Genomic DNA, 25353 nt, shown 5'->3' on the forward strand with positions numbered 1-25353 from the left:
TAGAAAGAAAAATATGAGTTCAGGACTACTTGGTTTTATCATCGTTTTTGTTATACTTATCATAGTATTTGTAATCGTCGTGCTTGTGATGATGAATAAAAAAAATCCAAAAACAAGTACCACGACAAGCAAAGCAAGCCCTAAGGCTTTAAGCCTTGAGCAAATGCTTTCGCGTCTTTCTAATCCAAATTTAAGCTCTAGCGAACTTCACGAACTGATCTTAATCTTTATCAATACTCAAAAACTCCCTTTTAAAAGTGGTAAAAATTTAAGCTCTGATGCGAAAAAAAAACTAGATTTTGTAACTGCTATAGCCATGCATGAAAGCTCTACAGCAAAAAATATTTCTTTTTTAAACAGAGAGCTTTCAAAACGTTATTCAAGCTATAAAAAAGAAATCGATGCTTATGAACAAATGGGACTAGCAAAAAGAAAGATGCGTGAAAATAAAGGCTAGTTTTAAGGAAAAAAGATGAACTTAGTCATAGTTGAAGATGATATAAATATGAGAAAATCCCTTGAAATCGCTTTAGGCGAGTTTGAGGAATTTCATATTAAAACCTACAAATCAGCCACAGAAGCCCTTAAAAAACTTGACTCAAACACAGACTTAATCATCACTGATATTAACATGCCAGGCATTGATGGACTTGAGTTTATCAAGGCTTGTGAAAATAAATATGATTTCATCATCATCACAGGCAATGCAACCTTAAGCAAAGCCATAGAAGCTGTCAGGCTTGGCGTGAAAGACTTTTTAACCAAGCCTTTTGATGTAAGCACTCTCATCACAGCCATTAAAAGGGCAAAAATCGTGCGTGAAAAAACCAAAACAAACGAGAAAAAAAGCAAAGACAAAGAAGAAAAACAAGGCTTTTTTGCAAGCTCCCAAGCCCTTGAAAAAACTTTAAATTTAAGCTTAAAAGCTGCTAAAACAGATGCTAGTGTCTTACTTGCTGGTGAAAGTGGAGTTGGCAAAGAATTGTTTGCAAATTTCATTCATCAAAACTCAAAACGAGCCTCAAAGCCTTTTGTGGCTATTAACATGGCAGCCATTCCAAGCAATCTCATCGAAAGTGAGCTTTTTGGCTTTGAAAAAGGCGCTTTTACAGACGCAAATGCTACTAAAATAGGACTTTTTGAGCTTGCTAATGAAGGCACGCTTTTTTTAGATGAGATAGGCGAAATGCCTTTTGAAATTCAAGCCAAGCTTTTAAGAGCCTTGCAAGAAAAAGAAATCACCAGACTAGGAAGCACCAAAAGCCTTAAAATCAATGTCAGGATAGTATCAGCCACAAATGCAAACATAGAAGAAAAGATCAAAAATAACGAATTTAGAGCTGATTTATACTACCGCTTAAACACTATCCCAATCTACATACCACCCTTAAGAGAGCGAAAAGATGAAATTCTAGGCATAGCCAAACAAGTCATACAAGACACTTGCAGCGAATATGAGCTTGAAAGCAAAAGCTTGAGCCAAGAAGCCCAAAATGCCTTGCTAGAATATGATTTTCCAGGCAATATAAGAGAGCTTATCTCCATAGTGCAAAGAGCGTGCATTTTAAGCGAGAATGAACAAATTTCAGCTGAAGATTTATTTTTAGAAAGCAGAAGTAAAAAAGAGCTTAAGAATTTAGAAAAAGAACTCATCAAAGAAGTTTTACTGGCTGAAAATTTTGATATAAGTAAGGCTGCCTTAAGCCTTGATATGAGTGAAAAAAGCCTCAAAGAAAAGATGAAAAAATACGACTTAAAAGGATAGATGATGAAAGCAAAAATAGCTATAGTAGGAGCTACTGGAGCAGTTGGCGAAGAGCTTTTAAATGTGCTTGATGAGCTTGATTTTCCAGTTGAGAGCATTTTACCTTTAGCTAGTGCAAAAAGTGCTGGCAGTGAAGTTGAATTTCAAGGTAAAAGCTATAAAGTCTTAGAGCTTAACGAAAAAGTTTTTGAGCAAAATCCCGTAGATATAGCCTTTTTTAGCGCCGGAGGAAGTGTGAGTGAAAAATACGCTCAATTTGCTGTAAAAGCTGGTGCTGTAGTCATTGATAATACAAGTCATTTTAGAATGAATGAAGATGTGCCTTTGGTGGTGCCTGAAGTAAATCCTGAAGATATAAAGCTATATAAAAAAACCGGAATTATCGCTAATCCAAACTGCTCGACCATACAAATGATGCATGTGCTTAAGCCCTTAGATGAGGCTTTTGATTTGCAAAGAGTTGATGTGGCGACTTATCAAGCTGCAAGTGGGGCTGGCAAAGAAGGTATGGAAGAGCTTGTGCGTGGTATGCAAAGCTTTTTTGAATTTAAGCTTGATGAGTTTAAGGCTGAGACTTTTCCTTATACTTTGGCTTTAAATTTAATCCCACAAATTGATGTGTTTAACGAAGAAAATGGCTATACCAAAGAAGAACTTAAGATGATTAATGAAAGCCAAAAGATTTTACACAAGAAATTTGAACTTTCAGCCACTTGCGTGCGTGTGCCAGTGCTTAGAAGTCATAGTGAGGCTTTAACACTGCACTTTAAAAAGGCTGTAGATGTCAAAAAGGCGATAAAAATCCTTGAAAAAGCCCCAAGTATCAAACTTATCGATGATATCAAAAAGAAAAAATACCCTATGCCACTTTTCACCAGCGATACAAATGAAACCTATGTGGGACGCATTCGTAAGGATTTAAGTCGTGAAAATGTCTTACACCTTTGGTGTGTAGCCGATCAAATCCGCGTTGGAGCAGCTACAAATGCCGTGCGTATAGCTTTGAAATGGCTTGAGCTTCATAACAAATCTTAATTTCACAAAGATAAGGAGAAAAAATGTTTCAAGAATTTAAAAACTTTATCGCTAGAGGAAATGCTCTTGATATGGCGATTGGTATCATTATAGGAGCAGCATTTGGGAAGATTGTTGATTCTTTAGTAAAAGATATCATTATGCCACCACTTGGGCTTTTGCTTAATGGAGTAGATTTTTCAAACCTTTTCTTTATACTCAAAGAAGGAGCGACAAAAGCCCCTTATGCCTCACTTGAAGCGGCTAAAGCAGCTGGAGCTGTAACGATTAATATCGGCTTTTTTATCAATACACTCATCAGCTTTATCATCATCACTTTTAGCATTTTTTTACTGCTTAAAATCATCTCAAAGCTCAAACATTTAGCTCATTTAGAAGAAGAAAAACAAGCTAGTACAGACAAAAAATGCCCATATTGTTGCTCAAGTATAAATTTAGAAGCAACGCGATGTCCGCACTGCACCTCAACTCTTGATTAAGACTCATAAGCTGTGTTATAAAAGCGTTTGAAGCGTTTGTGAAAGAAAAAATACTCATCTGGCTTAAGCTTAATCATCTCTTCACAACACTTCGCTTGATAGCGCGTAAGCTCCTCACTTGAATGCTCTTTAGCGTCCATTGCTTTAAATGCTTTGATGATATAAGAGTCATTTGAAGCTTTGTAAATAAAAGCTGGTATAAGCAAGGCTTCACTTTTTTTAGCGATCACGCTTGCTCCCACAAGCCAATTGACTTTTTTTCCAAAAAACTCAAGCACCATGCTTTCATTATCACTTGCATCTTGATCGGTTAGAACTCCTAAAGCCCTTTTATTTCTAAGAGCCAAAAGCATTTTTCTTAGCCCACCTTTTTTATCGATAAGCTCGACATCAAGTTGAGTTCTATTTTTTACCAAAAATTTATCCATAAGCTCGCTATCAAGCCTTCTTCCAACTATAGAAATGGCTTTGTATTTATTCGCAAAAGCTAGAGGCAAAAGCTCCCAATTCCCAAAATGAGCCGTTACAAAAACAATAGCTCTATCACTTTTTACAAATTTCAAAAACTCTTCTTCATTCTCAAAACTCACTTTTTTTTCTAAATCTTTTGGGCTAATATTTTGATTTCTAAAAAAATCTATACCAAAATGAGCAAAATTTATGTAAATTTTCAAAGCTAACTCAGCTCTTTGAACTTGATTAAGCTCTGGAAAACAAAATTTTAAGTTTGTATCAATGATTTTTCTATGCTTGTGATTGAGCTTAAAAACGATCCTAGCTACCCCATTTGCAAGGGCATTTAAAGCAAAATTTGGTAGCACAAACACCAAAAAACGCAAAAGATAAAAAGCTGCTAAATACACATAATCAATCTTCATTGTAAAAGCTCGACTGCAAGTTCAAAAATCTTTTCTTCATCGATATATTTGATACAAAAATCACTCTTATCTATGTGCCTTGCATCTGTGATTTTTTTACCACTATCAATGACTTTATTTATCGGTGTTTGATACGCATTTCTTTGACTTGGGGTTGCTCCAAAGATGGTGATAGAAGGCTTATTCATCGCAAAAGCTAGGTGTGTAGGACCGCTATCATTGCCGATGATGAGATCACTTAGTTTTGTCATAGCGATAAGCTCTTGCAAATGAAGCTTTCTTAAAAGTCTAACTTGAGCTGAGTTTGTGTGAGCGATGATATCTTGGGCGAATTCTCTTTCTTTGGCATTTCCCCAGCACAAAAAAATCTTTGCCTTTTCAAAACGTAGAGTAAGCATATTGCAAAGCAAAGCAAAACGTTCTTTTGGATAAATTTTATTTTCTATGCTTGAGCCTACATGAATGAGTATGTTTTTTTCATTTTCATCAAGCCTAAACTCCTCTTTAAGCTTTTCTTTTAGCTCTATTTTTGGGCTAAAGCAATCTTTCTTATGCAAGATATCATCAAGCTCAAAGCTTTCATTAAAGACAAAAGAAACAAGAGCGAGATTGCGAATGATGATGTTTTCATTATAAGAGATGAAAAATTTTTGATTGTAAAAATTTGCTGCTATACTTTCTTTAATGCTGTCTTTATCATAACCAAAGACATTTGGCGAAAGTATGCGTGATAAAATGGCTGATTTTAAAAGCCCTTGTAAGTCGATGACTAGATCATATTTTTTCTTTCTTAAACGAAAAAGCATTTTAAGAATCTTAAGAATTTTCCTATCTTTTAAAGGCAGGGCATAGACTTTATCGATTAAGGGATGATCTTGCAAGATATGAAAAAACCTCGCATCAACAAACCAATCAAGCTCTATATCGGGGCGAATTTTTCTGATAAATTGTAAAACTATGCTTGAATGGATAATGTCTCCAAGTGCTGAAAGTTTAACTATGGCTATTTTCATTTCTTTTCTTTAGAATTTTTAGCTAAGATTGTAACAAATTTTTTTTTACAAAGGGTTTAAAACGATGAAAAATCAAAATTATATCTGCGTGTTTGATTGTGAAAGTGTGCCTGATACTGAACTTTTGCGTAAAATTTATGGCTTTGAGGGCGATGATTTAAGTGTGTGCAAACAAGGACTTGCAAAGAGTCTTGAAACAAGTGGAAGTGAGTTTTTAACCCTGCCATTTCATAAGATAGTCAGCATTTGTGCGGTGATTGCTAATGAGTTTGGCAGCTTTATAAAAGTCAATAAAATCGAAGGTGAAAATGAAAAAGAAATGATAGCTAATTTTTTTAGCTTTATCGACAAATGTGAGCCTCGCTTAGTCAGCTTTAATGGCAAGAACTTTGACATGCCCTTACTCGTCTTGCGTGCCCTAAAATACAATATCAAAGCCAGCACCTACCTTGACACGCTTAGCAACAAATGGGATAATTATAAAAGCAGATATAGCGAAAGCAAGCATTGTGATCTTTTTGAAAGCTTAGGCGGCTTTAACGCAAGGGGTTTAAAGCTTGACACATTATGCGTAATGGCAAATTTACCCGGCAAATACGATGTAAGCGGGGATCAAGTCTATGAGCTTTACCACGAAAACAAACTCGAACAAATCCACGAATACTGCGAAAGCGACACTTTAAACACTTACATGCTTTTCCTAAAATACGAACTTATAAAAGGAAATTTAAGCGATGAAGACTATAAAAGCTATCTTTTAACCATGAAAGAATACTTACAAAATGAAAAAGCTCATAGAAACTATGTAGAAATTTTTGCTAAATCTTGCGATGAGGAAGTGGAGCGGATGGGGTGAGTTAGCTTTACAATATAAAATGTTTATTTTTATATTTGTTTTATAAGTTGATTTTGGTTAGAATATGGCTTTTATAAAAAGAGGTATTTATGGATAATTTAATAGAACGAGGTTTGCAAGAAAAGCTCATTTGCTTTGATGAAAAACAAGAAACTATCACTTATATATATCAAAATAAAAAAAGAGCCTACACAAATCCAGAGGAAAAAATTCAAGCAAACACCTTTTTAAAGCTCGTCTTAGAGCTTAAATATCCAGTAGAACATATACAACAATTTGTATCCATTCAAATGGGAAGTAGCGTAAAAGAAGCAGATATTGTTGTTTATAATGATACCGCACATAAAAGTCCCTACATAGTGGTGGAATGTAAAAAAGATGATATTAGCGATTTAATGTTTAAAAGTGCCGTAGATCAAGCCTTTAGCTATGCTGTAGCAGAGGGAGCAAGTTATGTATGGGTAAGCTCTGGATTAAAAGATGAGTTTTACAAGGTTCCAAAAGAAAAACCAAAAGATAGAATTTCTATTCCAGATATTCCAAAATACGGCTCAACTACGATTAAAGAATATAAATTTGCTTTCAATGATCAACAATTTTCAAGCTTAGAAAAAGTCTCAGAAAGCGAATTAGTTCAAATTTTTAAACAAGCTCACAATGCCCTTTGGGGCGGTGGCGAGCTTAATCCAAGCGAAGCTTTTGATGAACTTGATAAGCTTATATTTTGCAAAATTTGGGATGAAAAACAAATGGAGGAAAAACCCAAACAAAATAAAGGCAAACCTTATCATTTTCAAATCATTGCACGCGAAGAAAATGGAGTGCAAATTTCTAATAAAATCATCAATCAAGAACTTAAAGATCGTATTTTAAAGCTTTATGAAAATGGGCGCGAAAAAGACCCTGAAATTTTTAAAGATGATATTAAGCTTTCAGCTGAAAAAATTCGTTCTGTAGTAGGGTATTTACAAAAAGTCAATCTAAGTAAAACGGATTTAGATTCTAAAGGAAGGGCTTTTGAATCTTTTTTAGGCTCATTTTTCCGTGGAAATTTTGGGCAGTATTTTACTCCAAGAGCCATTGTAAAATTTATCGTTGATGTTTTGCCTATAGATGAAAAATCAAAAGTGCTTGATAGTAGTTGCGGAAGTGGTGGATTTTTGCTTTATGCACTTGATAAAGTGCGTAAAGAAGCAGATAAAGAATTTGGGGAATTTGACGAGGAAACAGGCTCTTATATAGTGCCAGAAAATCATCAAAAACACCACAATTATTGGCATAATTTTGCACAAAACTGCCTTTATGGCATAGAAATTAATAAGCAAATTTCAAGAGTGGCTAAGATGAATATGATCATCCACGATGATGGGCATACTAATGTTATAGAATGTGATGGCTTAAACCCCATAACTCCTAAACCACAGGAATGGCTTAATCAAAAATATAATGAAATTGATAAGCAAAAGAACAAAGAAAAAGAAGATACTAAAAAATTACTTCAAAATAAAAAAGAAGAATTGCAAATTAAACTTAAAGAAATTGAAGAAGAAAGAAATAAAGAAAAAGATAGTGCAAAAGAAGAATTTGAACAATACAATGCTTCTACTATCCAAGTTAAAAGTGGTAATTTTAAATTTGAGGAAAACTCTTTTGACTTCATCATCACAAATCCTCCTTTTGGTTCTATTATAAAACAAGCTGAGAAAGCCTATTTACATCAATACAGTCTTGCCCATAAAGAAATAAATTGGCTTGATATAAGTGATAAACAAGAAAGACAAAAAAGGGAAAATCAAAGCACAGAGGTGTTATTTATAGAGCAAGGATATAAATTTTTAAAAGAAGATGGCTTTTTAGCTATAGTTATCCCTGATGGAATCTTGACAAATTCAAGCTTGCAATATGTTAGAGATAGTGTTGAGGAAATGTTTAGAATAATAGCTGTTGTGTCTATGCCTCAAACTGCCTTTAGTGCCAATGGTGCTGGAGTAAAAAGCTCGGTGCTATTTCTTAGAAAATATAGGGGCGAGCAAAGCGAAAAGATTAAAAATCTTAAAATAAATTTGCAAAGGGATTCGCTTGAGGATCCAGCTCATGATTATAAAAGAAAAGCAAACGAGCTCTTAGCTAATAAAAAACAAGAACTAAAAGAATTAAATAAGCTTTTCCCAAGCAAAAAAGACAAGCAAACAGATGAATACAAAAGTAAAAAAGCAGACATCGATCAAAGACATAAAAAGGAATTAGAGCTTTTGCAAAGTCGCTTATTAGAATCTTATAGTGATAAAAAAACAAGGCTTTTTAAGGAACAAGGACTTGATTATGAGATTTTTATGGCTATTGCTGAAAATATAGGCTATGATGCCACAGGCAAAGAAACAGGGATAAATGAGCTTGATTATATAGGCAAGAAATTAAGAGAATTTATTAACAATATCACAAAGGTAGAATCCTAATGTGTGAAATTTTTATACGAAAATGGAGCGAATTAAGTGGGGGAAGGTGGGATTGTCAGTATTATAATTTGCAATTATTTCAATCAGTAAAAACATATTCGCTTAATAAAATTGCAGATATAAAAGGTGGCAAGAGAATACCAAAAGGAAAAAGTTATTCCAATACAACAACAAGTTTCAAATATTTAAGAGTTGATGATATTAACTCTGATGAAAATGAATTAAATATAGATATTCTAAGGTCTATTGATTATGAAGTATTTGAAATTTTAAAACGATATGAAATTTTCCCAAATGAAATTGTGCTTTCAAATGCTGGAACAATAGGAAAAATCTTACTTTTTAAAAACAACACAAGTAATAAAGTTGTTCTTACAGAAAATTGTGTAAAAATACAATGTTGCGAAAAAGTATTACCAAATTTTTTAGCTATTGTATTAAAAACAACTTTTATTCAAGAGCAATTAAAACAAAATTATATTCAAACCACTATACCAAAATTAGCTATAGAACGAATAAAAGAGTTGAAAATTCCAGAAATTCCATCAAAACAAACCCAACAAAAAATTATTGATATAATGGATAATGCCTACAAACAAAAAAAGCAAAAAGAACAAGAGGCACAAGGGCTTTTAGATTCTATTGATGAATATTTGCTTAACGAGCTTGGCATAAGCTTACCAAGCAAAGATACAAAAGAGCTAGAAGATAGAATTTATTTGACTAAATTTAGTCAAATAAGTGAAAAAAGGCTTGATTGTGAGTATCACCAAAGTTATTATAAAAGCCTAGAAAGAGCTATAAGCTATACACCTTATCCTTTAGTGAATATTGTGAGTTTAATTAAAAATCTTAAAAAAGGCATAGAAGTAGGAAGCAATCAATACTCGCAAAACAAAGAAATTCCTTTCATAAGAGTAAGTGATATTAATAATGAAGGCATTGATTTTGAGGCTGTAGATAAGTTTATCTCTTATTCTTTATATGAAAATCTTAAAGATTTTCAGCCTAAAGACAATGAACTGCTTTACTCAAAAGATGGCACTATAGGAATTTGTTTGCAAGCTGATACAAGTAGGGATTATATTATAAGTGGAGCTATTTTAAGACTTGAGCTTAAAGATGATATTAATCTTAACTTTTTACAAGCCTTGCTTGCATCGCATTTAATGAATATATTAGCCAATAGAGAAAGTATAGGAGCAGTAATCAAGCACCTAAATATAGATAAATTTTTAAATCTTAAAATCCCACTTCCAGATTTAAAAATACAAGAACAAATCGCTCATAAAATTCTAGAATCAAAAAATAAAGCCTTTGATTTAAATCAAAAAGCAAAAGAAATATTACAATGTGCCAAAATAGAAGTAGAGAACTTGATAATAACAAATGGGGGGGGGGCATTAAATAATGTATATAATTTTGAGCTTAATTTTGACGAGTTTAACCAGTATTTTAACTCTATTTTTGCTTTGGAATTTTTTAAAAATATGCGAAGTATTTGGGGTGGGAGGTATCCGCTTAAAATGATTAGAAACATTTTTACAGAAATAACAGAGTTTAAGTATTTACATGGTGATTATGTATCGTATATAGAAATAGGAGATATTGACATTAATCAAGCAGATATAAAATATAAAAATATTGCACAAAAATTTTTACCTAAAAATACAAAAATTACTATAAGTCAAGGGGATTTGTTAATTTCAACAGTAAGACCAACAAGGGGAGCTATAGCAATTTACACTAAAGAAAATGAAGCTTATTGCAGCGGTGCTTTTTGCGTGTTACGACAACAGCAATATAGTGTGATGCTTTTACAGTTTCTTTTAAGAACCAAACTATTCAAGGATTTATTTGCTAAATTTTCTACTGGCTCTACATATCCAACAATAAAAAATGAAAATATCCTAAATCTTAAAATCCCAATTCCACCAATGCAAGTTCAAGAAAGAATTACCAAAGAAATCAATATAAGAAAAACAAAAGCTTTAAATTTGCAAAATGAAGCAAAAGAACTTTTAGAAAGTGCTAAAAAAGAAGTAGAAAATATAATTCTAGGAGGGTAAATGAAAATAAAGGGTATTATGGAATATTCATTAGGAAATTTTTTGACTTTTAGGGGTTTTGCTAAACTTGGAGACATAGCAAGATTTTCAAAGCCAGATGAAGCTTATCAGAGAGGTATCATTGAGAAGCATCAAAAGGACTTAGAAAAGTTTTTTACAGATGGAAAAAACAGGTTTTTCTCTGAATTAATTTTAGGTTGTTATCTGCCAGAAAATGATGAAGAGATAGAAAGATTAGAAAAATTTATTACAGCATTTAAAAACAATGGGAAAGGAAATTTTGGTTTTAGAAAATGCAATATAGGCATTCAACAACCAAAACCTTATGGAGATAGTACTTTTAAGGTAGTTACCATCAGCACTTTAAAAGAAAAAAGTGATGAAAATCTATTTTTTCGTATAGATGGTAATCATAGAATTAGCGCGGCAGAAAATTGTGATGATGATATTAAAAATCTTATTGCACCTATTGTTGTAGTATTTTTTAGAACGGAAAATGAATATAAAACACAAAGCAAAATGCTTTTTCATAATACAAATTTTAAGCATATACCTTTAAGTAAAGAACAATATCTTGAATTAATTTTTAAAGATGAAAAAATTCTTACAACATTAAAAGATAACTTAGGAGAAGAATATTTTTTTGCAAAGCAAATGTATGGTAATCTTAATTTGGATTGCTTTAAGCATTTATCAAATATTTTTGAGGATAATAATAAAAGAACTACTTTATTAGAATTTTGCAAGTTTATTAAAGAAGATAAAAAAATAACTTTAGATGATTCAATTATAGATAGAGTCAAATACAGCTTTTCAGACATCGATCAACTATACAAAGATACTGAACTTGAAAAACAAGAAAATAGTGTGATTTTTACAGCTTTTTTATATTATTCTTTAAATTACGATAAAGAATATGGAAGCAAAAAGATTGAATTATTTAAAAAATGGATACTCAAGAATCATATTTATAATACTAAAAACATTAAATTAAAAAGTTTAATTGGAATATTTGATGAAATCTATAAATCACGAATTAAAAAAATCTTTGTTGCTATGCCTTTTAGTGATGATTTTAATAATATTTGGGATAGTATAGTTGATGTTTATGATGATCTAATTAAGGATGGGTATGATTTAAGTAGGGAATTTCAAGATAACAAAGGAAAATATATGCCATATAGAGTAGACAAACCAAATCAAGATTCAAAGGATATTATTAAAGAAATTAAAACAAATATTAACGAAGCTGATTTAATGATAGCTGATTTAACAAGTGCAAGACCAAATGTATATTATGAACTAGGGTTATTTGAAGGGAAAAATAAACCATTTATACTTTTGCATGATAAAACGAAAGAAGAAAATGATGCAAAATCTGTTCATTTTGATTTATTCACTATGGAGAGGATAAATTACAATCCAAATAGCTTGAAAGAATTAAAAGAAAAGCTTAAAGAAAGGCTTAAAAACATCCTGAAAAAACAAATAAGTGAGCCATTTTAATGAAAACCTTCCTCGTCTCAGCACTTGAGCCTTCTGCTAATTTGCATTTGAAAGAAGTTTTAAAAAGTTTTAGGCAAGAATTTGGGGATTTTGAGCTTGTAGGTATTTTTGATGAGGCTTTGTGTGAGGAGTTTGGGCTTAAATCTAAGCCTCTTTATAGCTCGCATGAGTTTTCTGCTATGGGTTTTGTTGAGGTTTTGCCTCTTATTTTTAAGGCTAAGAGGGCTATTAAAGAGCTTGTGAGTTTGAGTTTTGAGCTTGAAAATTTGGGTAAGCTTGATGGCGTGCTTTGTATAGACTCTCCAGCTTTTAATATCCCTCTTGCTAAGGCTTTAAAAAAGGCTGGTTCAAAGACTAGGCGGATTTATTATATATTGCCTCAGGTTTGGGCTTGGAAGAAGGGGCGGATTCCTATTATAGAGGCAAATTTTGATATTTTAGCTTCAATCTTGCCTTTTGATGATCAGTTTTTTAGCAAAAGTATATTTGTGGGGCATCCTTTGCTTGATGAGATCAAGGAGTATAAGAGTTTAGAGGAGCAAAATGAGATACTTAGCAAAAAAGAAAATGAAAAGCTTATCGCCTTTTTGCCCGGTTCAAGAAAGAGTGAGATCAAGCGTTTAATGCCTATTTTTAAGGAGCTTGCAAGCAAATTTGAGGCTAAAAAAGTGCTGTGCGTGCCTAGCTTTAATCTTGATAAAATCCCTGAACTTTACGGCGATATAAGTGGCTTTGAAGTGCAAAGCAATACTCCTTTTTTGCTTAAAAAGGCTGATTTTGCCTTTATTTGCTCTGGCACAGCTACTTTGGAGGCTGCCCTTGTTGGAACGCCTTTTGTGCTTGCTTATAAGGCAAAGGAAATTGATTTTTTCATCGCTAAACTCTTTGTGAAGCTCAAATACATAGGGCTTGCAAACTTAATCTGTGATTTTGCTAGCCAAAGTGCCTTAAATCCTGAGTTCTTACAAGATGAAGTGAATGTATCTAATCTTTTAAAAGCTTATGAAAGCTTTGATTATGGGAATTTTTTTAACAAAGTAGCCTTTGTAAGATCGTATTTAAAATTTGGCTCGGCTTTGAATGTAGCAAAAATTCTTAATGAAGCTTAAGATATATAATTGATTTTGCGGATTGCTTTACTAAGCTGGCTATGAAAAATTTATCATTATGAAAACTCTACCTTGTCATTACAAAGCTATAAAACTGAAGCAATCCATCAAATTCTTTTATAATTTATACATTGGTGCTAAGAAATTCTTAGTTTTTATTATCCGGATCATCTGGATCATAAATTTTATTTGGCGTAATGATCTCTATTTGTGCGTCTTTACCAAGCTCTTTTGGATCAGGTAAAACCCCATCACTTAGCCTTGTTAAAATGCTTCTTTTAAACTCAAGTATAGAATCAACCCTTGTATATATCCCACCGCTATCCTCGCACATAAATTTTAAAAAATCAAGATCAGTTCCCAAAGCAAAGCCATGCACTTTAACTTGATTTTCCTTTTTTTCTGGAGTGTTTTTGACTATATTTCTATTTAAATTTTTCATCATTTCCACCATGCTTTCCCAGCGGAATTTATCAAGCAAAGGTGTGGTTGAGATGACATAAAGTTCTTTTAGCAAGCCATTGTTTTTAGTAAATTGACTCATAATTTCTATCATGGCTACATTAAGCAAATATAGACTTTGAGGATTAAAGCTTATTTTATCTATAGCTTCTTCAAAATCTTCAGGCGTATAAAAAGGCCCCAAAACTCCATCTCTCATACTTTTATAATTATTCACAAAAAGCTTAGAAAGTGTATCTTTGTCCTTAAACACTCTTTTTGAGATAAAAGGAGCTAGCTCTTTAAAAGCCTTTATATAAGCATGCACATCAAAGCTATTGCAGTAGATAAAGCCAAGCTCTTTACCAGCTTTTTTACGAAGTCTTATGCCAAAATTTTCATGCTCTTGAAAGAAATTATTGATAGTAATACTAGTATTTTTACATACAGAAGTTACGATAAGACGCAAATTTTCATCAAAATGAAAGCTAAATTTCATATCATCGCTGATATATTTATCCCCTCTTAAAATCCCACCTCTTAAGATAGTTTCTTCAAAAACTATGCGTGTCTCAGGTGCATAAGAAGTCGTTTCTACAATCTCTTTATCATTAACATAGACAAAATTATCCTCAGTTATAAGAGCAGCTGAGGTGCTTTTGGTGCAATCTAAGCCATTTATAAGACTATCAAGGCTTTCAAAAGCCTTAGCTTGATCTATAGTTTCTGGTATATCATTCATCTTAGCTCCTTTTTGCTTCATATTATGATCGATCAAGGTATATACAAGCTTAATGCAAAAGGATAAAATTTACACAAGCTCTTTTAAATACTGCCTCAAAGTCTCTTTTAGCTTGCTTTGTAAGGATTTTGGCTCTATGATTTTTATAAAAGGTAGATAAAGTTTTACCACATTTAAAAGTTCATCATCATAAGAAAATTTTACCCTAAAGATAAGATGAAATTCATCTTCATCTATGAGCTCAAGCTGGTTTAAAACAGGCTTTCTTAAAAAATACTCCTTTGCCTTTTTATCCACTTGCAAAATAGCAGTTTTAAGCTCGCCAAACCATTTACTTTGTGAAGCCTTGATAAGCTCAAGCACCGCAGGATCAGGCTTAAAGCTCTTTTTTAGGTTTTTAAATTCACTCATTTTAGCTAAAGCAAAATTCTTTAAAAGCCCATCTTTACTGCCCTGCTCTACGCCCAAGATATACCAAATGCCATTATTGCTTACGAGTTTATAAGGCTTTATGCTGCGGAGCTTGTTTTTGTAAGTAAAGCTAATGAGTTCATTTTTGATTATAGCTGAGCTTAAATTCTCAAACAAGGCTTTATCTACACCCTTTTCAAAGCCTTCATTTCGCACCAAATAAGCTCTTGAAATTTTTTCATTAAGCAAATCAGCGATAAAGTTTTGATCCAAACTTGGATAAAGCCCACAAATTCCACTTAAAAAGGCAAAATTTTGCAAATCCTTAAAACCCAAACTCCCCAAAACATAAGGCTGTAAAAAATACTTCCCATTTTCTTTGCCTATAGGCATAAAAGCAAGTCTATCTTGTATATCTCTTGCAATAGTTCTTGCACTCACATTAAACTCGCTTGCCAATTCTTCAAGGCTAAAGCGTTCGCCATTGTTAAATTTCTGCAAGATACTAGCCAAACGCCAAGCAAGTTTATCGTGAGATTTCATCAAGCACCTTTTTACTTTTTTTAAAAGCCTTATTATAGCTAGTTTTTAAGCATATTTTCAAGGGCTTTTTTAAGCTTTATTCCTCATCTTCTTGCATAGCTTCTTCTATACCCTTTTTGAATTCTTCCAAAGCAATGCGATCATTAAGTTGTGTAAAGAGTTCTTGATCACCATCATTTAATATTTCAAGTATAAGTTGTAGCCAATGTGTATTGCCGTATTCTTCCAAAAGCTCTTTTAAATCTATGATAAAATCAAGTGCTGGAGAGAGTTTTTCGTAAGTTTCTAGCTCATATTCTTCTATAAAAAATTCCTTACCCTCTTCAAGTGTTTCTACCATATCTTTAAGCAAAGAAGGAAAATTACTTACATTAAGCTCTTTTAAAAAGCCTAAGCTTTGACTGAGTAAAACTTTTTGAGCCTTTTTAGTCTTTTTGTTTTCTTTAGCCTCCTCTTGCTCTTCAATTTCCTCTAAGTCCTTGATGACAACAGGTTCAAAGCCTTTTAAATCTTTAATATCATCTTCAGTATAAATAACCCTTTGTAAATCAAGCCTCTTACCAAAGGCTAGATCAATGGCTGCTTTGAAATTTTCTATTTGTTCCCCAAGTTTTTCAAGCTTTTCACATAAAGCCTTAGAATCTTGCTCTTTTTTAAGATTATTTAAACGCAAGTTGTAAGGACTGCCAAAGTCATCTATACCTAACTTAAGTAGATCAAGCCCTATATTTGATAACTCCCTATTTTTAAGCTTTTTATCCCTGATAGCTAGCAATAAATCCTTTTGCACTTTCTCATCTACAGCAAAAAGTTCTTCAACTAAGCTTTTGTGTATATTATGACTTTGAGCTTCAAGATTATGTAAGAAATCCATTAAAGAGCTTTTTTTAAAGGTATATTCTTTGTTTCTTCTTGCACTATAAGCGCTTATGCCTTTGAATTCTATGTCATTATCTATCAAAGTTTCTTCAACCACTTCTAAAACATCCTCTAAGTCCTCTTGTGATTTTAAATCCGCCTTGTTTAAGATTACAAAGAGTTCTTTATTTTTCTCTTTTAAATCTAAATCCCTTAAAAAATCAAGATCGCTTTGCCCTATAGTGCCATTTGAATCAAGCCCTATAAGCCAAAATAAAACACTAGCTTTGTTTAGATACTCTCTTGCTGTATTAGCATCTTCTTTGGTGTGTCCGCTACCTGAGGGATTGTATCCGGGAGTATCGATAAAGCATAAGCCTTGTTCTTTCATCTTTAGCCCCAAAACCATAAAAGGCACTATGTCTTTGAGATTAAAGCCAAAGGTAGAGATGAAATTATGAGAAAATTTTGCATGAACATTATCGCCTAGTTTTTGCAAGTCAAAAGAAGCTCCATTGTTTGTGATAGCTAAGGCTCTTGTTTTTTCATCGTGAAAAACATAGGTAGGTATGGCTGTAGTTGGAGCTATATCTGTAGCAAGCTTAAAGTTTTTATCCTGCATAAAAGAGCTGATAAACTCAGATTTTCCAGAGCTAAAGCCCCCGCCTACTGCGACTATGGTATTTTTAAAAAGCTTAGGATAGGCACAAAGCAGTTCTAGCTCTTTTTCTATGTTTTCAAGTGCCTTAAAGGCTTCTAACTCATCGTTTAAATCCACACCCTCAGTGCTAAACTCACGCCAAGCCTTAAGGCAGTTTTGAAAGGCGGTTAAAGCCTCGCTTTGAGGCTTAGCAGCCAGTATGCTTGAGGTGAAGTTAAATTTAAAGTTTATTTCTTTAAGTTCATCTTGGCTTTGTTTTAAATTTTCTTTCATAGCTTCTAAATCCTTTTGGGTTGATCTTAGTTTTTTGTCTGTAAGCTCAAAGCTTAAAATTGCATCTTGCTTTTGTTTTTCAAGTTCTGCCTTTTGGCTTTCAAAGTCTTGTTTAAGACTTTGAATTTGATCCTCGCTTTGCTCTTGTGCTAAGGCTTTTATATCCTTAGCAAAAAGCTTTAAAACTAAGTTTTTAAACATTATTAAGCTCCTTAAGTTCAGCTAGCATTTTTGAGTATTTTTCTATATTTAGTTCTTTATTTTCTAGTTCGCTTTGAAGTCTTTGAAGCTCTTCTTCATAAGAAGCAAAGAGTTTTTCTACTATATTGCTTGACTCTAAGCTTTTTTCTAAATCCTTAATGAAGTTGTTTATATCTAAGCTTACTTCTTTTGAAAACTCACTAAGAAAGGAATTTACTTCCTCCATAAATTCTTCTGCCTCCCATTTTATTAGCTTTCCACTTTGCTTAAGCTTGTCTGGCAATTTATCACTATAATCAAGCTCTTTTACTGGTATAGAAGCTATTATGCTTTTAAGTATGCCAGCTATTTTTGGCAGATCAATTTCCTCAGCATTGAAATTTTTTTGTATTACCCCAATAAGCTTTTCATAAAGCTTTCTTCTAAATTTTTCTTTTTGCTTATTTATTTCAATATTAAATAAGTCTTGAAGTTTTTCAAGCATTTCATCTAAGGCATTACGCACATCAGCCGCATTAATAGTTTGAAATTCCCTTGTTTTTGTCTTTGTGCTACCCCAGCTAAAAGGATTATACCAGCTACTGTTGCTTACCTCGTAAGTTTCACTTTCGATCTTTTGGCTATCTTTAGTCTCTTTTTTAGCTTCCTTAAAATAATGTGCCTTTTGCTCTTTTAGTTTGTCATCAAGCCCATATTTAAAATCAAAGCATGATTGTTCGTAAGCTTCCCCTAACTCAAAACTAGCATTAGCTTTTTGCTTACTTAACTCGCTAATTTGCTTTGCTATACTAGCTTTATCCTTAGAATTTAGCTCATCAATTCTAGCTTGTAAAAGCTTTGCTATGCCCTCACTATAACTTTTAAAGGTGTTTTTCTTTGCTTCTACATAGCTTTTTTGCTTATTTTCTATGATGATATCTTTATTGCTGCGGATTTGGGCTAAATTATCTTGAATAAGCTCAATATTAGCTATGCTTTTAAGATTTTCTTTAGCTGTGCTTTCATCACTAAAAAAGTCTTTATACTCATCATTAAGATTTTCCCAAACTCTTTGTAAATTTGAATCCCAAGAAGCCTTGTTATCAAAATTTTTAAACATAGCATAGCAAGCTGAGGAGCTAAGAAGTAAATTATCAGTTCCACTTTTTATAAGCTTATCTATGGTTTTTTTGATTTCAGCCGAGTTTCTTTCTTCTTTAAAGGCAGAAAGGGTTTTTTCAAAATTTGAACTTAGGCTTGTTTTTATGCTCTCTAAGGCTCCATTAAGAGTGCCGCCTCCCTTTTCTCTAGCGTCTGTAAAGAGCTGATTATCAGCTTGTGAAGCAAGTATCCTAAACTCACAAATGCCCTCTTTATCGCTTATCCTATCAAGCAAATTTAAATCCTCAGCATTTAAAAACTGCCCGGCAGGAGAGATCAAAAATACCGCATCACAATCCTTTAAAAGCTTTTTAGTTCTTTCCTCTCTTGAAACTATAGGATCGTTTATCCCCGGACTATCAATGATCTTCATATCTTTTAAGCCTTCTAAATTAAGCCTTAGGGTAACTGATTTTGTAAAGGGCATGTATTTGCCCTCAGCCCCCACATAATCTTGCAAAATATCCTTTAGCTCCTCTATGCTTGAAGCCTTAAGATTTGTCTCTAGCTCATGAGGCTTAATCCCGCTTTTTTCGATCTTTTCATATTGTTCATAAGAAGCATAAAGCACCGTGCTTTTAAGCTCTTTTTCTATAGTTTTTCGTGCTTTTTCTCTTTCTTTTGCAAGATCAAAGTTAAGCTCTTTTTGTTCTTGCCTTGCTTTTTTCTCAGCTCTTGCTTTTTCCTCTTCTAATCTTTCATCTACTCTTTGCTTGAGTTCTTTTTCATATCTAGCATGTTCAGCTTCAATCTTTTTTAAATCCTCATTTGAAAAAAACTCAACACTAGCTGATAAGCTCTCATCATATTCAAGTATGGTTAAAGCCGCTGTCATAGGTGTAGCTGCCTTTGGCAGTATATCCTTTCCCTCAAAAAACAAAGCATTTAAAAGAGAACTTTTGCCAGCCTTAACCCTGCCTACTATGCCAAGCTTGAGCTCTTTTCCCTCTTTTTTATGCTCCTCAAGCCAAGCTTTTAAATCCTCACTTGAAGCGATAGCTTCTTTTTCTTGCAAATTTTGTAAGTCTTTAAGGGCTGAGCTAAGCTCATTTTTAGCGACAAATTCTTCTAGTTTTTCAAATTGCTCTATCAGCTTTTGCATGGTTTTTCCTTTTAAAAAATTTCATTAGCGTAGTTAGCGATTTGCTTTTTAGCCTCGCTAAGCATATCAAGTTCTTTTTGAATATCATCTACCTTAAGTTCTTGTTCTTTAGCACTTTTTGCCACTTCATTTTCTTTAGCCTTAATCTGCTCTTCAAATTTTGAGCCTATAGCTTCAGTAGCCTTGCTTATATGCTCGTTAAATACAGCTGGTAAGGTGCTTCTTAACTTGGTTTTAACAGAGGGGATAATTTCATTTATAAATTTAGCTTCCAGTCTTTCGTGCAATCTTTGTTGTTTGAGCAATTTAAGCAAGGGATCAAGGATTTGAAGTATAGTATAAACTATTTTTGTGTATGGGTCTTTGGTGGTTAGTAACATTGAATCAAGCCCTGTGCTTTTAACTGCTGAAACTGTGCCCTCTAGTATATCAATAAACTCAGTTCCTAGCTCAGTATGGCTTAAATTAGCACTTACTTTATCTAGGCTTTGCTTGAAATACTGGGCTATTTCTTCGTTAAAGTCTTTAAGCTTAGCTGAAATTTGATCCAAAGCTACATTTTTGATTATTGAATTTACTTCTTCATTAAAGCCTGCTTGATTGTTTTGCATTAAGCTTACTAGGCTTGTTTTTTGGCTCATCAAAGCAGAAGCAACAGCATTTACTATATCTTCAAGATTTTTGCCAGCATATCTATCCTCAGCATTAGCTAGGGCTTTTTCTTTAGCCTTTTTAAGCTCATGAACGCCCTCAGCCAAGCTTTCTAAAATCTTTGCTATGTCAGCTTTGGAAGATTTTAGAGTAGAAATTTGAGTATTTATGCTTGATTCCGTCTCAAAATAATGATTTTTAAGCTCGTCTTTATATAGCTTTTCAAAAAGTTCTTCAGGATTTATACTTGTGAGTATATTTTGAAATTCTTTAGCAGAATCTTTGGCAGTTAAAACAAGTTCTTTTTGATACTCAAATTGTTCTAAAAGCTGTTCTTGCATAGCAGTTTGAACTTCTTTTACTTGCTCACTAGAGCGTAAATTTGTCTTACTTAAGCAAAAAGTAAAATCCTTGCCTATAGTCATGATATTATCAATTTCTCTTAGCATGCTTTTAGATATAGTGCCATCTTCAATGCTAGTTAAAACGATGAAATACACACCCTTTGAAAGATAGTTTAATATGGCTTTATTATGATCTTTTAAAGGCGCTTCAAAACCGGGCATATCAACTAAGATTAAAGGCTCAATTTGCTTTAGTTTTTCCTCTTTTAGAAAAAGCCTTAAAAACTCAAAATTTGCTGCTTGCTCCTTAATCTTTTCTGTCTCATCAAGCTCAAAACGAGCGCTAGTGCCATCACTTCTTACAGCTTCATAATAACTCTCATCTGCATAGATAAGCTCTGTTGCCATAGCTGTTTCAGGTGTGATACTTGTAGATAAAATATCCTTGCCTAAAAATTGATTGATAAGAGAACTTTTTCCAGCACTAAAACCGCCAACTACAGGCACAATGAGCCTTTTATTTTCAATAGCCTTTATAAGCTCATCTTGTTTGCCTTGATCAACGGCAACTATGTTTTTAGTTTTATCCTTGATAAAAGAGATAAAATCAAGATATTTTTGCTGAGTGTTTAACATCGTGTTTTCCTTTCGTGTTTGAACTGTGTTGTGTATTTTTAGCTTTAAAACCATGATAAAAAGAGCTTTTACTCTCTCATCAATAATGTTTTAAAACACAAAATTTAAAAAATTTATTATACATTACCCCCCCCCCCCCATGTCAAGAGAAAAGGAGCTAAAAGTATGTAAATTTTAATAAGCGTTATAAAGTTAAGGCTTGTAAATTTAGCCTTAACTTTAGCTTACACAAAATGGGCTTTTAAGCTTTATCTTTTGGCTTGGTAGCTTTTTGCCTGCAAGCTTTGCAAAGTGGCAAAATATCAAAGCCCAAAGCATCGCTTTTTGGGCGATGAAAAAAGGGCTTTTTGCATTGCATACAAAGTCTAAGTCTTGCTGGGGGTGCTATGATTGATCTTAACATTGATATACTCCTTGTTCTTTGCTTTTTATCCATAATTCTACTGGGCTATTAGGCGTGAGTTTGTTTAGCTCAAACCAAGACATGCCGATCATATCTTCTATGGCTTTGAAAAAATTTGGATTTTTAAGCCTATATACTTCTTTATAAAAATACCGAAAGTCCGCTTCTGTAAGCTTCCATCCTTCTTTGATAAACTCTATAAGATGAATGATAAGACAATTAAAAGCAAAAATATCCAGATATTGTCTCCTTTGCATATCTGTAAATTTTTTCCAATCACTTTCTCTTGCCACCAACTCATCAAAGCCTTTAAAAATCACATTTGCATACTCATAAAACAAAGCACACAAGCTTTGAAAATACTCATCTTCAAAAGCAAAATCGCTTTTATGAAAATCATATTTCATCTTAAGCACTTCCTCATGAGGTTCTACAACTTCAAGTAAAGCACTATTCATGCGCTGAAATTTAGAGCCAAGCTCTTCTTTATCAAGGCTTTGAAATTGTTCTTTATAGTTTTGCATAAGTTCTTGCATTACTCAGCCTTGATCCTCAAGTTCTGCAAGTTTGCGTGAAAACTCTCTAAGTCTTGATCGCTCAAGCTCACTTTCATCAAAACTGCCAAGCTCACAAAGCAAATCATTTGCCTTGTTTAAACACATAAAAAGCTTTTTTTCTTCTTCATCAAAACTTTGAAAATCTACCTTTGTCATCAAAAGCTCATCAAGTTCTTCATAATCTTGCTCTACAAACTCATATAAATCCTGCACCATTTCACTTAATTTTTCATCTTCAAAGTCAAAATCAAGCTCATCAAAATCTTTTTCCACCACAGCAAAGGGTGCATTTTTAACCTCAGCCAAAGCTTTGTTTAGCTCCTTAAAAAGCTCGTTTTCATCTTGACGATCTTCTTCTTTGCTTGTATAAGTGGTGCTATCATCTTCATTTAAAGCCTCATAAATTTTTTTGATCCCATACCCAGTTGCAGCAGCTGCAACGCTTCCTAAGATAAGTTTTTTAAACATTGTTTTCTCCTTTTAAATTTAATTTTGGTTCATCAAGAACTTTGTTTAAAATTTCAGCATATTGTGGGTTTGAAGCTATAATATCTCTTAAATCAGGCTTTTTACCATCATTAAGCAGGCTATCTATTTTTTCAAAAAGCTTTTCAGCCTTAGCTTCAACACTATCAAGTGTATCTAAAGCCTTAAAACTTAGCTCGCTGATAGTTTGACCAAGAATATCACTTGAGTTTTCAAGATAAGGATTTTCCGCCTTTACTCTTTTGTATTCTTTGAGGAATTTATAGCCTACAAAGCCAGCAATGCCGGCTAAACCTAGTCTTAACATAGTTTCTCCTTTAAGTTAAAATATGAGCAAATTATAAAGAAGTGTTTTGACAGGTTGTGTCAAAAAATTTGAATTGTTAAAAAATTTTGCTAAATTTTGCTTTGTGTTTTGAAATTTAGCTAAAATTCGCTTGCACGAAAGATTTATAAAAGGATAAGTATGCAAAAAGAACCGATGAGCAAATTAGGCTATGAAAAACTTGCTCTTGAACTTGAGGACTTAAAAAATAAGCAACGCCCAGCTGTTGTAATAGAAATCGATACAGCCCGCTCACATGGAGATTTAAAGGAAAATGCCGAGTATCACGCTGCTCGTGAAAAACAAGCCTTTATAGAAGGTAGGATAGCTGAGCTTAGCGACTTGCTCTCACGCGCACAAATCATCGATCCAAGCTCTTATGAACATGAAAGCGTAAAATTTGGCTCAAGTGTTGTTATCATGGATATGGATACAGAAAAAGAGATCAAATACACCATAGTAGGCATAGCAGAAGCTGATCTTGACAAGGGCTATATCTCTATAAATTCGCCACTTGCAAGGGCAATGCTAGGCAAAAAAGAAGGCGATGATTTTCGTGTAAAACTCCCAAAGGGCGAGAGCGAATTTGAGATAATAAGCATTGCTTATGAGGCTTTAAAGCTTTAAACTTATGCAAGCAGGCATTGAAATTCAAAATCACGCTATATTTTTAGCTGATGCTCATGAAAACGAGCAAAGAAAGGGCTTTTGGGACTTTTTACAAGCCTTAAAACAAGGCGAGATTCAAAGCCCCCAGCTGATCTTAATGGGTGATATTTTTGATCTTTTAATCGGCGAGATAAAAGCCACGCATAACTTTGCAAAGCCTTATATAGCCTTACTTGAAGAACTTTGTGAAACAATGCAAATTATTTATATAGAGGGCAATCATGATTTTAATCTTAAAAAACTCTTTAAAAAAGTAAGGGTTTTTACACTTCAAGATCAGCCCTTAAAGGCTGTTTTTTCAAAGGCTCAAAATAAAAATTTTAATGAAAGCAAGCTAAATTTAAAACAAAATCAAAGGCTTGAGGATATAAAAAATATGGAGTTTGATAAAACTGAATATATCTATCTTACCCATGGAGATATTTTTTTACCGCCCTTACTTAGTTTTGCTCTAAAAAGCCTAAGAAATAAAATTTTACTTTACTTTTTAAATGCTTTAGATATACTCTTTTGTAATGCGATCTATAAAAAAATTCTTAGCAATCAAAATAAAAAAAATCTTTTTTTTACTATCAAAGACTTTAAAAATTTAGCTCAAAAAAGAGTTTTAAACTATCCAAAAGATGGGAGTTTGATTATAGAAGGGCATTATCATCAAAACTTTACCTTAAATGAAAAAACAATAAAATATATAAATTTAGCGAGTTTTGCATATGAGAGAAGTTTTTTTGTAGTAGAATGCTCCTTGAAAGTCAAATTTCAAGAAAAGAAATTAAAGGGATAAGAATGTTTGACGAAAATATCGTAAAAACGGGTTCAAACGAAATGGAGCTTGTTGATTTTCGTATTTTCAAGCAAGGTCAAGATAAGGTGTATGAGGGAATTTATGGTGTAAATGTCTCTAAAGTAAGAGAAATCATCAAAATCCCAACCCTTACCGAGCTTCCGGGCGTGCCTGATTACATAGAGGGGATTTTTGATCTTCGCGGTGTAGTCATTCCGGTAGTCAATCTTGCAAAATGGATGCAAATCACCGAGCCAAAAGACTCTATGCTAAAACCAAGAGTTATTATCACTGAGTTTAGCAATATACTTATCGGCTTTATCGTGCATGAAGCCAAAAGAATTCGCCGAATTAACTGGAAAGATATAGAACCAGCCACTTTTTCAACGGGTTCAGGCGCACTTGATAAAGGTAAGATAACCGGCGTAACGCGTATAGAAAATGATGAAGTTTTACTCATCTTGGACTTAGAAAGCGTGGTTGAGGATCTTGGAATTTATACGCCAAAAACTGAAGTGGATTATTCAAGTATAGAAAAATTCAGTGGTATAGCTCTTACTTTAGATGATAGTTTAACTGCACGAAAAAGAGTAAAAGATATGCTTCAAAAAATGGGATTTCAAGTCGTTGAAGCAAAAGATGGAGTTGAGGGCTTGCAAAAACTTAATGAACTCTATCAAGTGTATGGAAATGACATTAAAACTCAACTCAAAATCATCGTTTCAGATGTGGAAATGCCACAAATGGACGGCTTTCACTTTGCTGCACTCATTAAAGAAGATGAACGTTTTAAAACTATACCTATAGTCTTTAATTCATCACTTTCTAATGAATTTATGAGCGAAAAAGGCATACAAGAATCAGGAGGAGATGGATATTTGGTTAAATTTAACGCCAACAACTTCTTCTCAGAAATCACCCGTGTTATCAAAGAACACGAAGCACAATATCAGGAGTAAA

The 25353-nt window shown here is 33.2% G+C and carries 23 protein-coding genes; 12 read left to right on the plus strand and 11 right to left on the minus strand.

The features are described 5' to 3' along the window. Positions 1-13 precede the first annotated feature (13 nt). From CQA38_RS08120 to mscL, 4 genes are read left to right on the plus strand one after another with little or no spacing between them, the layout of a single operon-like run. Positions 14-457 (plus strand): hypothetical protein, encoded by a 444-nt coding sequence (locus CQA38_RS08120; RefSeq protein WP_137633503.1) that lies wholly within the window; start codon positions 14-16, stop codon positions 455-457. A gap of 15 nt (positions 458-472) precedes the next feature. Further along, positions 473-1765, plus strand: coding sequence for a sigma-54 dependent transcriptional regulator (locus tag CQA38_RS08125; protein ID WP_137633504.1), 1293 nt, complete (start codon positions 473-475; stop codon positions 1763-1765). Continuing rightward, a complete protein-coding gene (locus CQA38_RS08130) occupies positions 1766-2800 on the plus strand; it encodes an aspartate-semialdehyde dehydrogenase (RefSeq protein ID WP_137633505.1) in 1035 nt (344 codons plus the stop codon). Between the two features lie 23 nt (positions 2801-2823). Further along, positions 2824-3279, plus strand: a complete 456-nt coding sequence (mscL, locus tag CQA38_RS08135; protein WP_137633506.1) for a large conductance mechanosensitive channel protein MscL — start codon at positions 2824-2826, stop codon at positions 3277-3279. Here mscL and CQA38_RS08140 read toward each other — a convergent pair. Then, on the minus strand, positions 3276-4157 hold the full coding sequence (locus CQA38_RS08140; protein WP_137633507.1) for a lipid A biosynthesis lauroyl acyltransferase: 882 nt from the start codon (positions 4155-4157) through the stop codon (positions 3276-3278). The genes mscL and CQA38_RS08140 overlap by 4 nt on opposite strands. Continuing rightward, positions 4154-5170 carry a lipopolysaccharide heptosyltransferase I gene (waaC, locus tag CQA38_RS08145; protein ID WP_137633508.1) on the minus strand — a complete coding sequence of 339 codons (1017 nt, stop codon included), beginning with the start codon at positions 5168-5170 and terminating at the stop codon, positions 4154-4156. The genes CQA38_RS08140 and waaC overlap by 4 nt, the downstream gene beginning before the upstream one ends. 64 nt (positions 5171-5234) lie before the next feature. Between waaC and CQA38_RS08150 the strand changes: the two genes are divergently transcribed. From CQA38_RS08150 to lpxB, 5 genes are all read left to right on the plus strand, one after another. Beyond that, positions 5235-6026, plus strand: coding sequence for a 3'-5' exonuclease (locus CQA38_RS08150; RefSeq protein WP_137633509.1), 792 nt, complete (start codon positions 5235-5237; stop codon positions 6024-6026). An 89-nt stretch (positions 6027-6115) separates the two neighbouring features. After that, positions 6116-8482, plus strand: a complete 2367-nt coding sequence (locus CQA38_RS09335) for an N-6 DNA methylase (protein WP_212741824.1) — start codon at positions 6116-6118, stop codon at positions 8480-8482. Continuing rightward, positions 8482-10551 carry a restriction endonuclease subunit S gene (locus CQA38_RS08165; protein WP_137633510.1) on the plus strand — a complete coding sequence of 690 codons (2070 nt, stop codon included), beginning with the start codon at positions 8482-8484 and terminating at the stop codon, positions 10549-10551. The genes CQA38_RS09335 and CQA38_RS08165 overlap by 1 nt, the downstream gene beginning before the upstream one ends. Next, positions 10552-12057, plus strand: a complete 1506-nt coding sequence (locus CQA38_RS08170) for a hypothetical protein (RefSeq protein WP_137633511.1) — start codon at positions 10552-10554, stop codon at positions 12055-12057. Beyond that, entirely contained in the window at positions 12057-13166 is a 1110-nt protein-coding gene (gene lpxB / locus CQA38_RS08175) for a lipid-A-disaccharide synthase (RefSeq protein WP_137633512.1), read from the plus strand. Before CQA38_RS08170 ends, lpxB begins: the two co-directional genes overlap by 1 nt. Before the next feature lie 148 nt (positions 13167-13314). Here the strand turns inward: lpxB and CQA38_RS08180 are convergent, their stop codons facing one another. The 9 genes from CQA38_RS08180 to CQA38_RS08215 all read right to left on the minus strand — a co-directional run bounded on the left by CQA38_RS08180 (position 13315) and on the right by CQA38_RS08215 (position 22922). Then, entirely contained in the window at positions 13315-14349 is a 1035-nt protein-coding gene (locus tag CQA38_RS08180; protein WP_137633513.1) for a hypothetical protein, read from the minus strand. A 69-nt stretch (positions 14350-14418) separates the two neighbouring features. After that, positions 14419-15303: a WYL domain-containing protein gene (locus CQA38_RS08185; protein WP_137633514.1), complete on the minus strand. Its 885-nt coding sequence runs from the start codon at positions 15301-15303 to the stop codon at positions 14419-14421. A 76-nt stretch (positions 15304-15379) separates the two neighbouring features. Next, on the minus strand, positions 15380-17296 hold the full coding sequence (locus tag CQA38_RS08190; RefSeq protein WP_137633515.1) for a dynamin family protein: 1917 nt from the start codon (positions 17294-17296) through the stop codon (positions 15380-15382). Beyond that, positions 17289-19538 (minus strand): dynamin family protein, encoded by a 2250-nt coding sequence (locus CQA38_RS08195; RefSeq protein WP_137633516.1) that lies wholly within the window; start codon positions 19536-19538, stop codon positions 17289-17291. The genes CQA38_RS08190 and CQA38_RS08195 overlap by 8 nt, the downstream gene beginning before the upstream one ends. A gap of 11 nt (positions 19539-19549) precedes the next feature. Next, entirely contained in the window at positions 19550-21169 is a 1620-nt protein-coding gene (locus CQA38_RS08200; RefSeq protein ID WP_170999494.1) for a dynamin family protein, read from the minus strand. A 241-nt stretch (positions 21170-21410) separates the two neighbouring features. Beyond that, complete coding sequence (locus tag CQA38_RS09240) at positions 21411-21572, minus strand: hypothetical protein (RefSeq protein ID WP_170999495.1); 162 nt, start codon at positions 21570-21572, stop codon at positions 21411-21413. Continuing rightward, a complete protein-coding gene (locus CQA38_RS08205) occupies positions 21566-22108 on the minus strand; it encodes a hypothetical protein (RefSeq protein ID WP_137633518.1) in 543 nt (180 codons plus the stop codon). The genes CQA38_RS09240 and CQA38_RS08205 overlap by 7 nt, the downstream gene beginning before the upstream one ends. 3 nt (positions 22109-22111) lie before the next feature. After that, positions 22112-22597 carry a hypothetical protein gene (locus CQA38_RS08210; RefSeq protein ID WP_137633519.1) on the minus strand — a complete coding sequence of 162 codons (486 nt, stop codon included), beginning with the start codon at positions 22595-22597 and terminating at the stop codon, positions 22112-22114. Then, on the minus strand, positions 22590-22922 hold the full coding sequence (locus CQA38_RS08215; protein WP_137633520.1) for a hypothetical protein: 333 nt from the start codon (positions 22920-22922) through the stop codon (positions 22590-22592). Before CQA38_RS08215 ends, CQA38_RS08210 begins: the two co-directional genes overlap by 8 nt. 159 nt (positions 22923-23081) lie before the next feature. Between CQA38_RS08215 and greA the strand changes: the two genes are divergently transcribed. From greA to CQA38_RS08230, 3 genes are read left to right on the plus strand one after another with little or no spacing between them, the layout of a single operon-like run. Then, positions 23082-23567, plus strand: a complete 486-nt coding sequence (gene greA, locus CQA38_RS08220) for a transcription elongation factor GreA (protein WP_137633521.1) — start codon at positions 23082-23084, stop codon at positions 23565-23567. 4 nt (positions 23568-23571) lie between these two features. After that, positions 23572-24393: a metallophosphoesterase gene (locus tag CQA38_RS08225; RefSeq protein ID WP_349290127.1), complete on the plus strand. Its 822-nt coding sequence runs from the start codon at positions 23572-23574 to the stop codon at positions 24391-24393. A 2-nt stretch (positions 24394-24395) separates the two neighbouring features. Beyond that, positions 24396-25352, plus strand: a complete 957-nt coding sequence (locus CQA38_RS08230; protein WP_137633522.1) for a chemotaxis protein — start codon at positions 24396-24398, stop codon at positions 25350-25352. Position 25353: the final 1 nt, after the last annotated feature.

The sequence above is a fragment of the Campylobacter sp. MIT 12-5580 genome (assembly GCF_005406235.1).
In the GTDB taxonomy this organism is placed as follows: Bacteria; Campylobacterota; Campylobacteria; order Campylobacterales; family Campylobacteraceae; genus Campylobacter_D.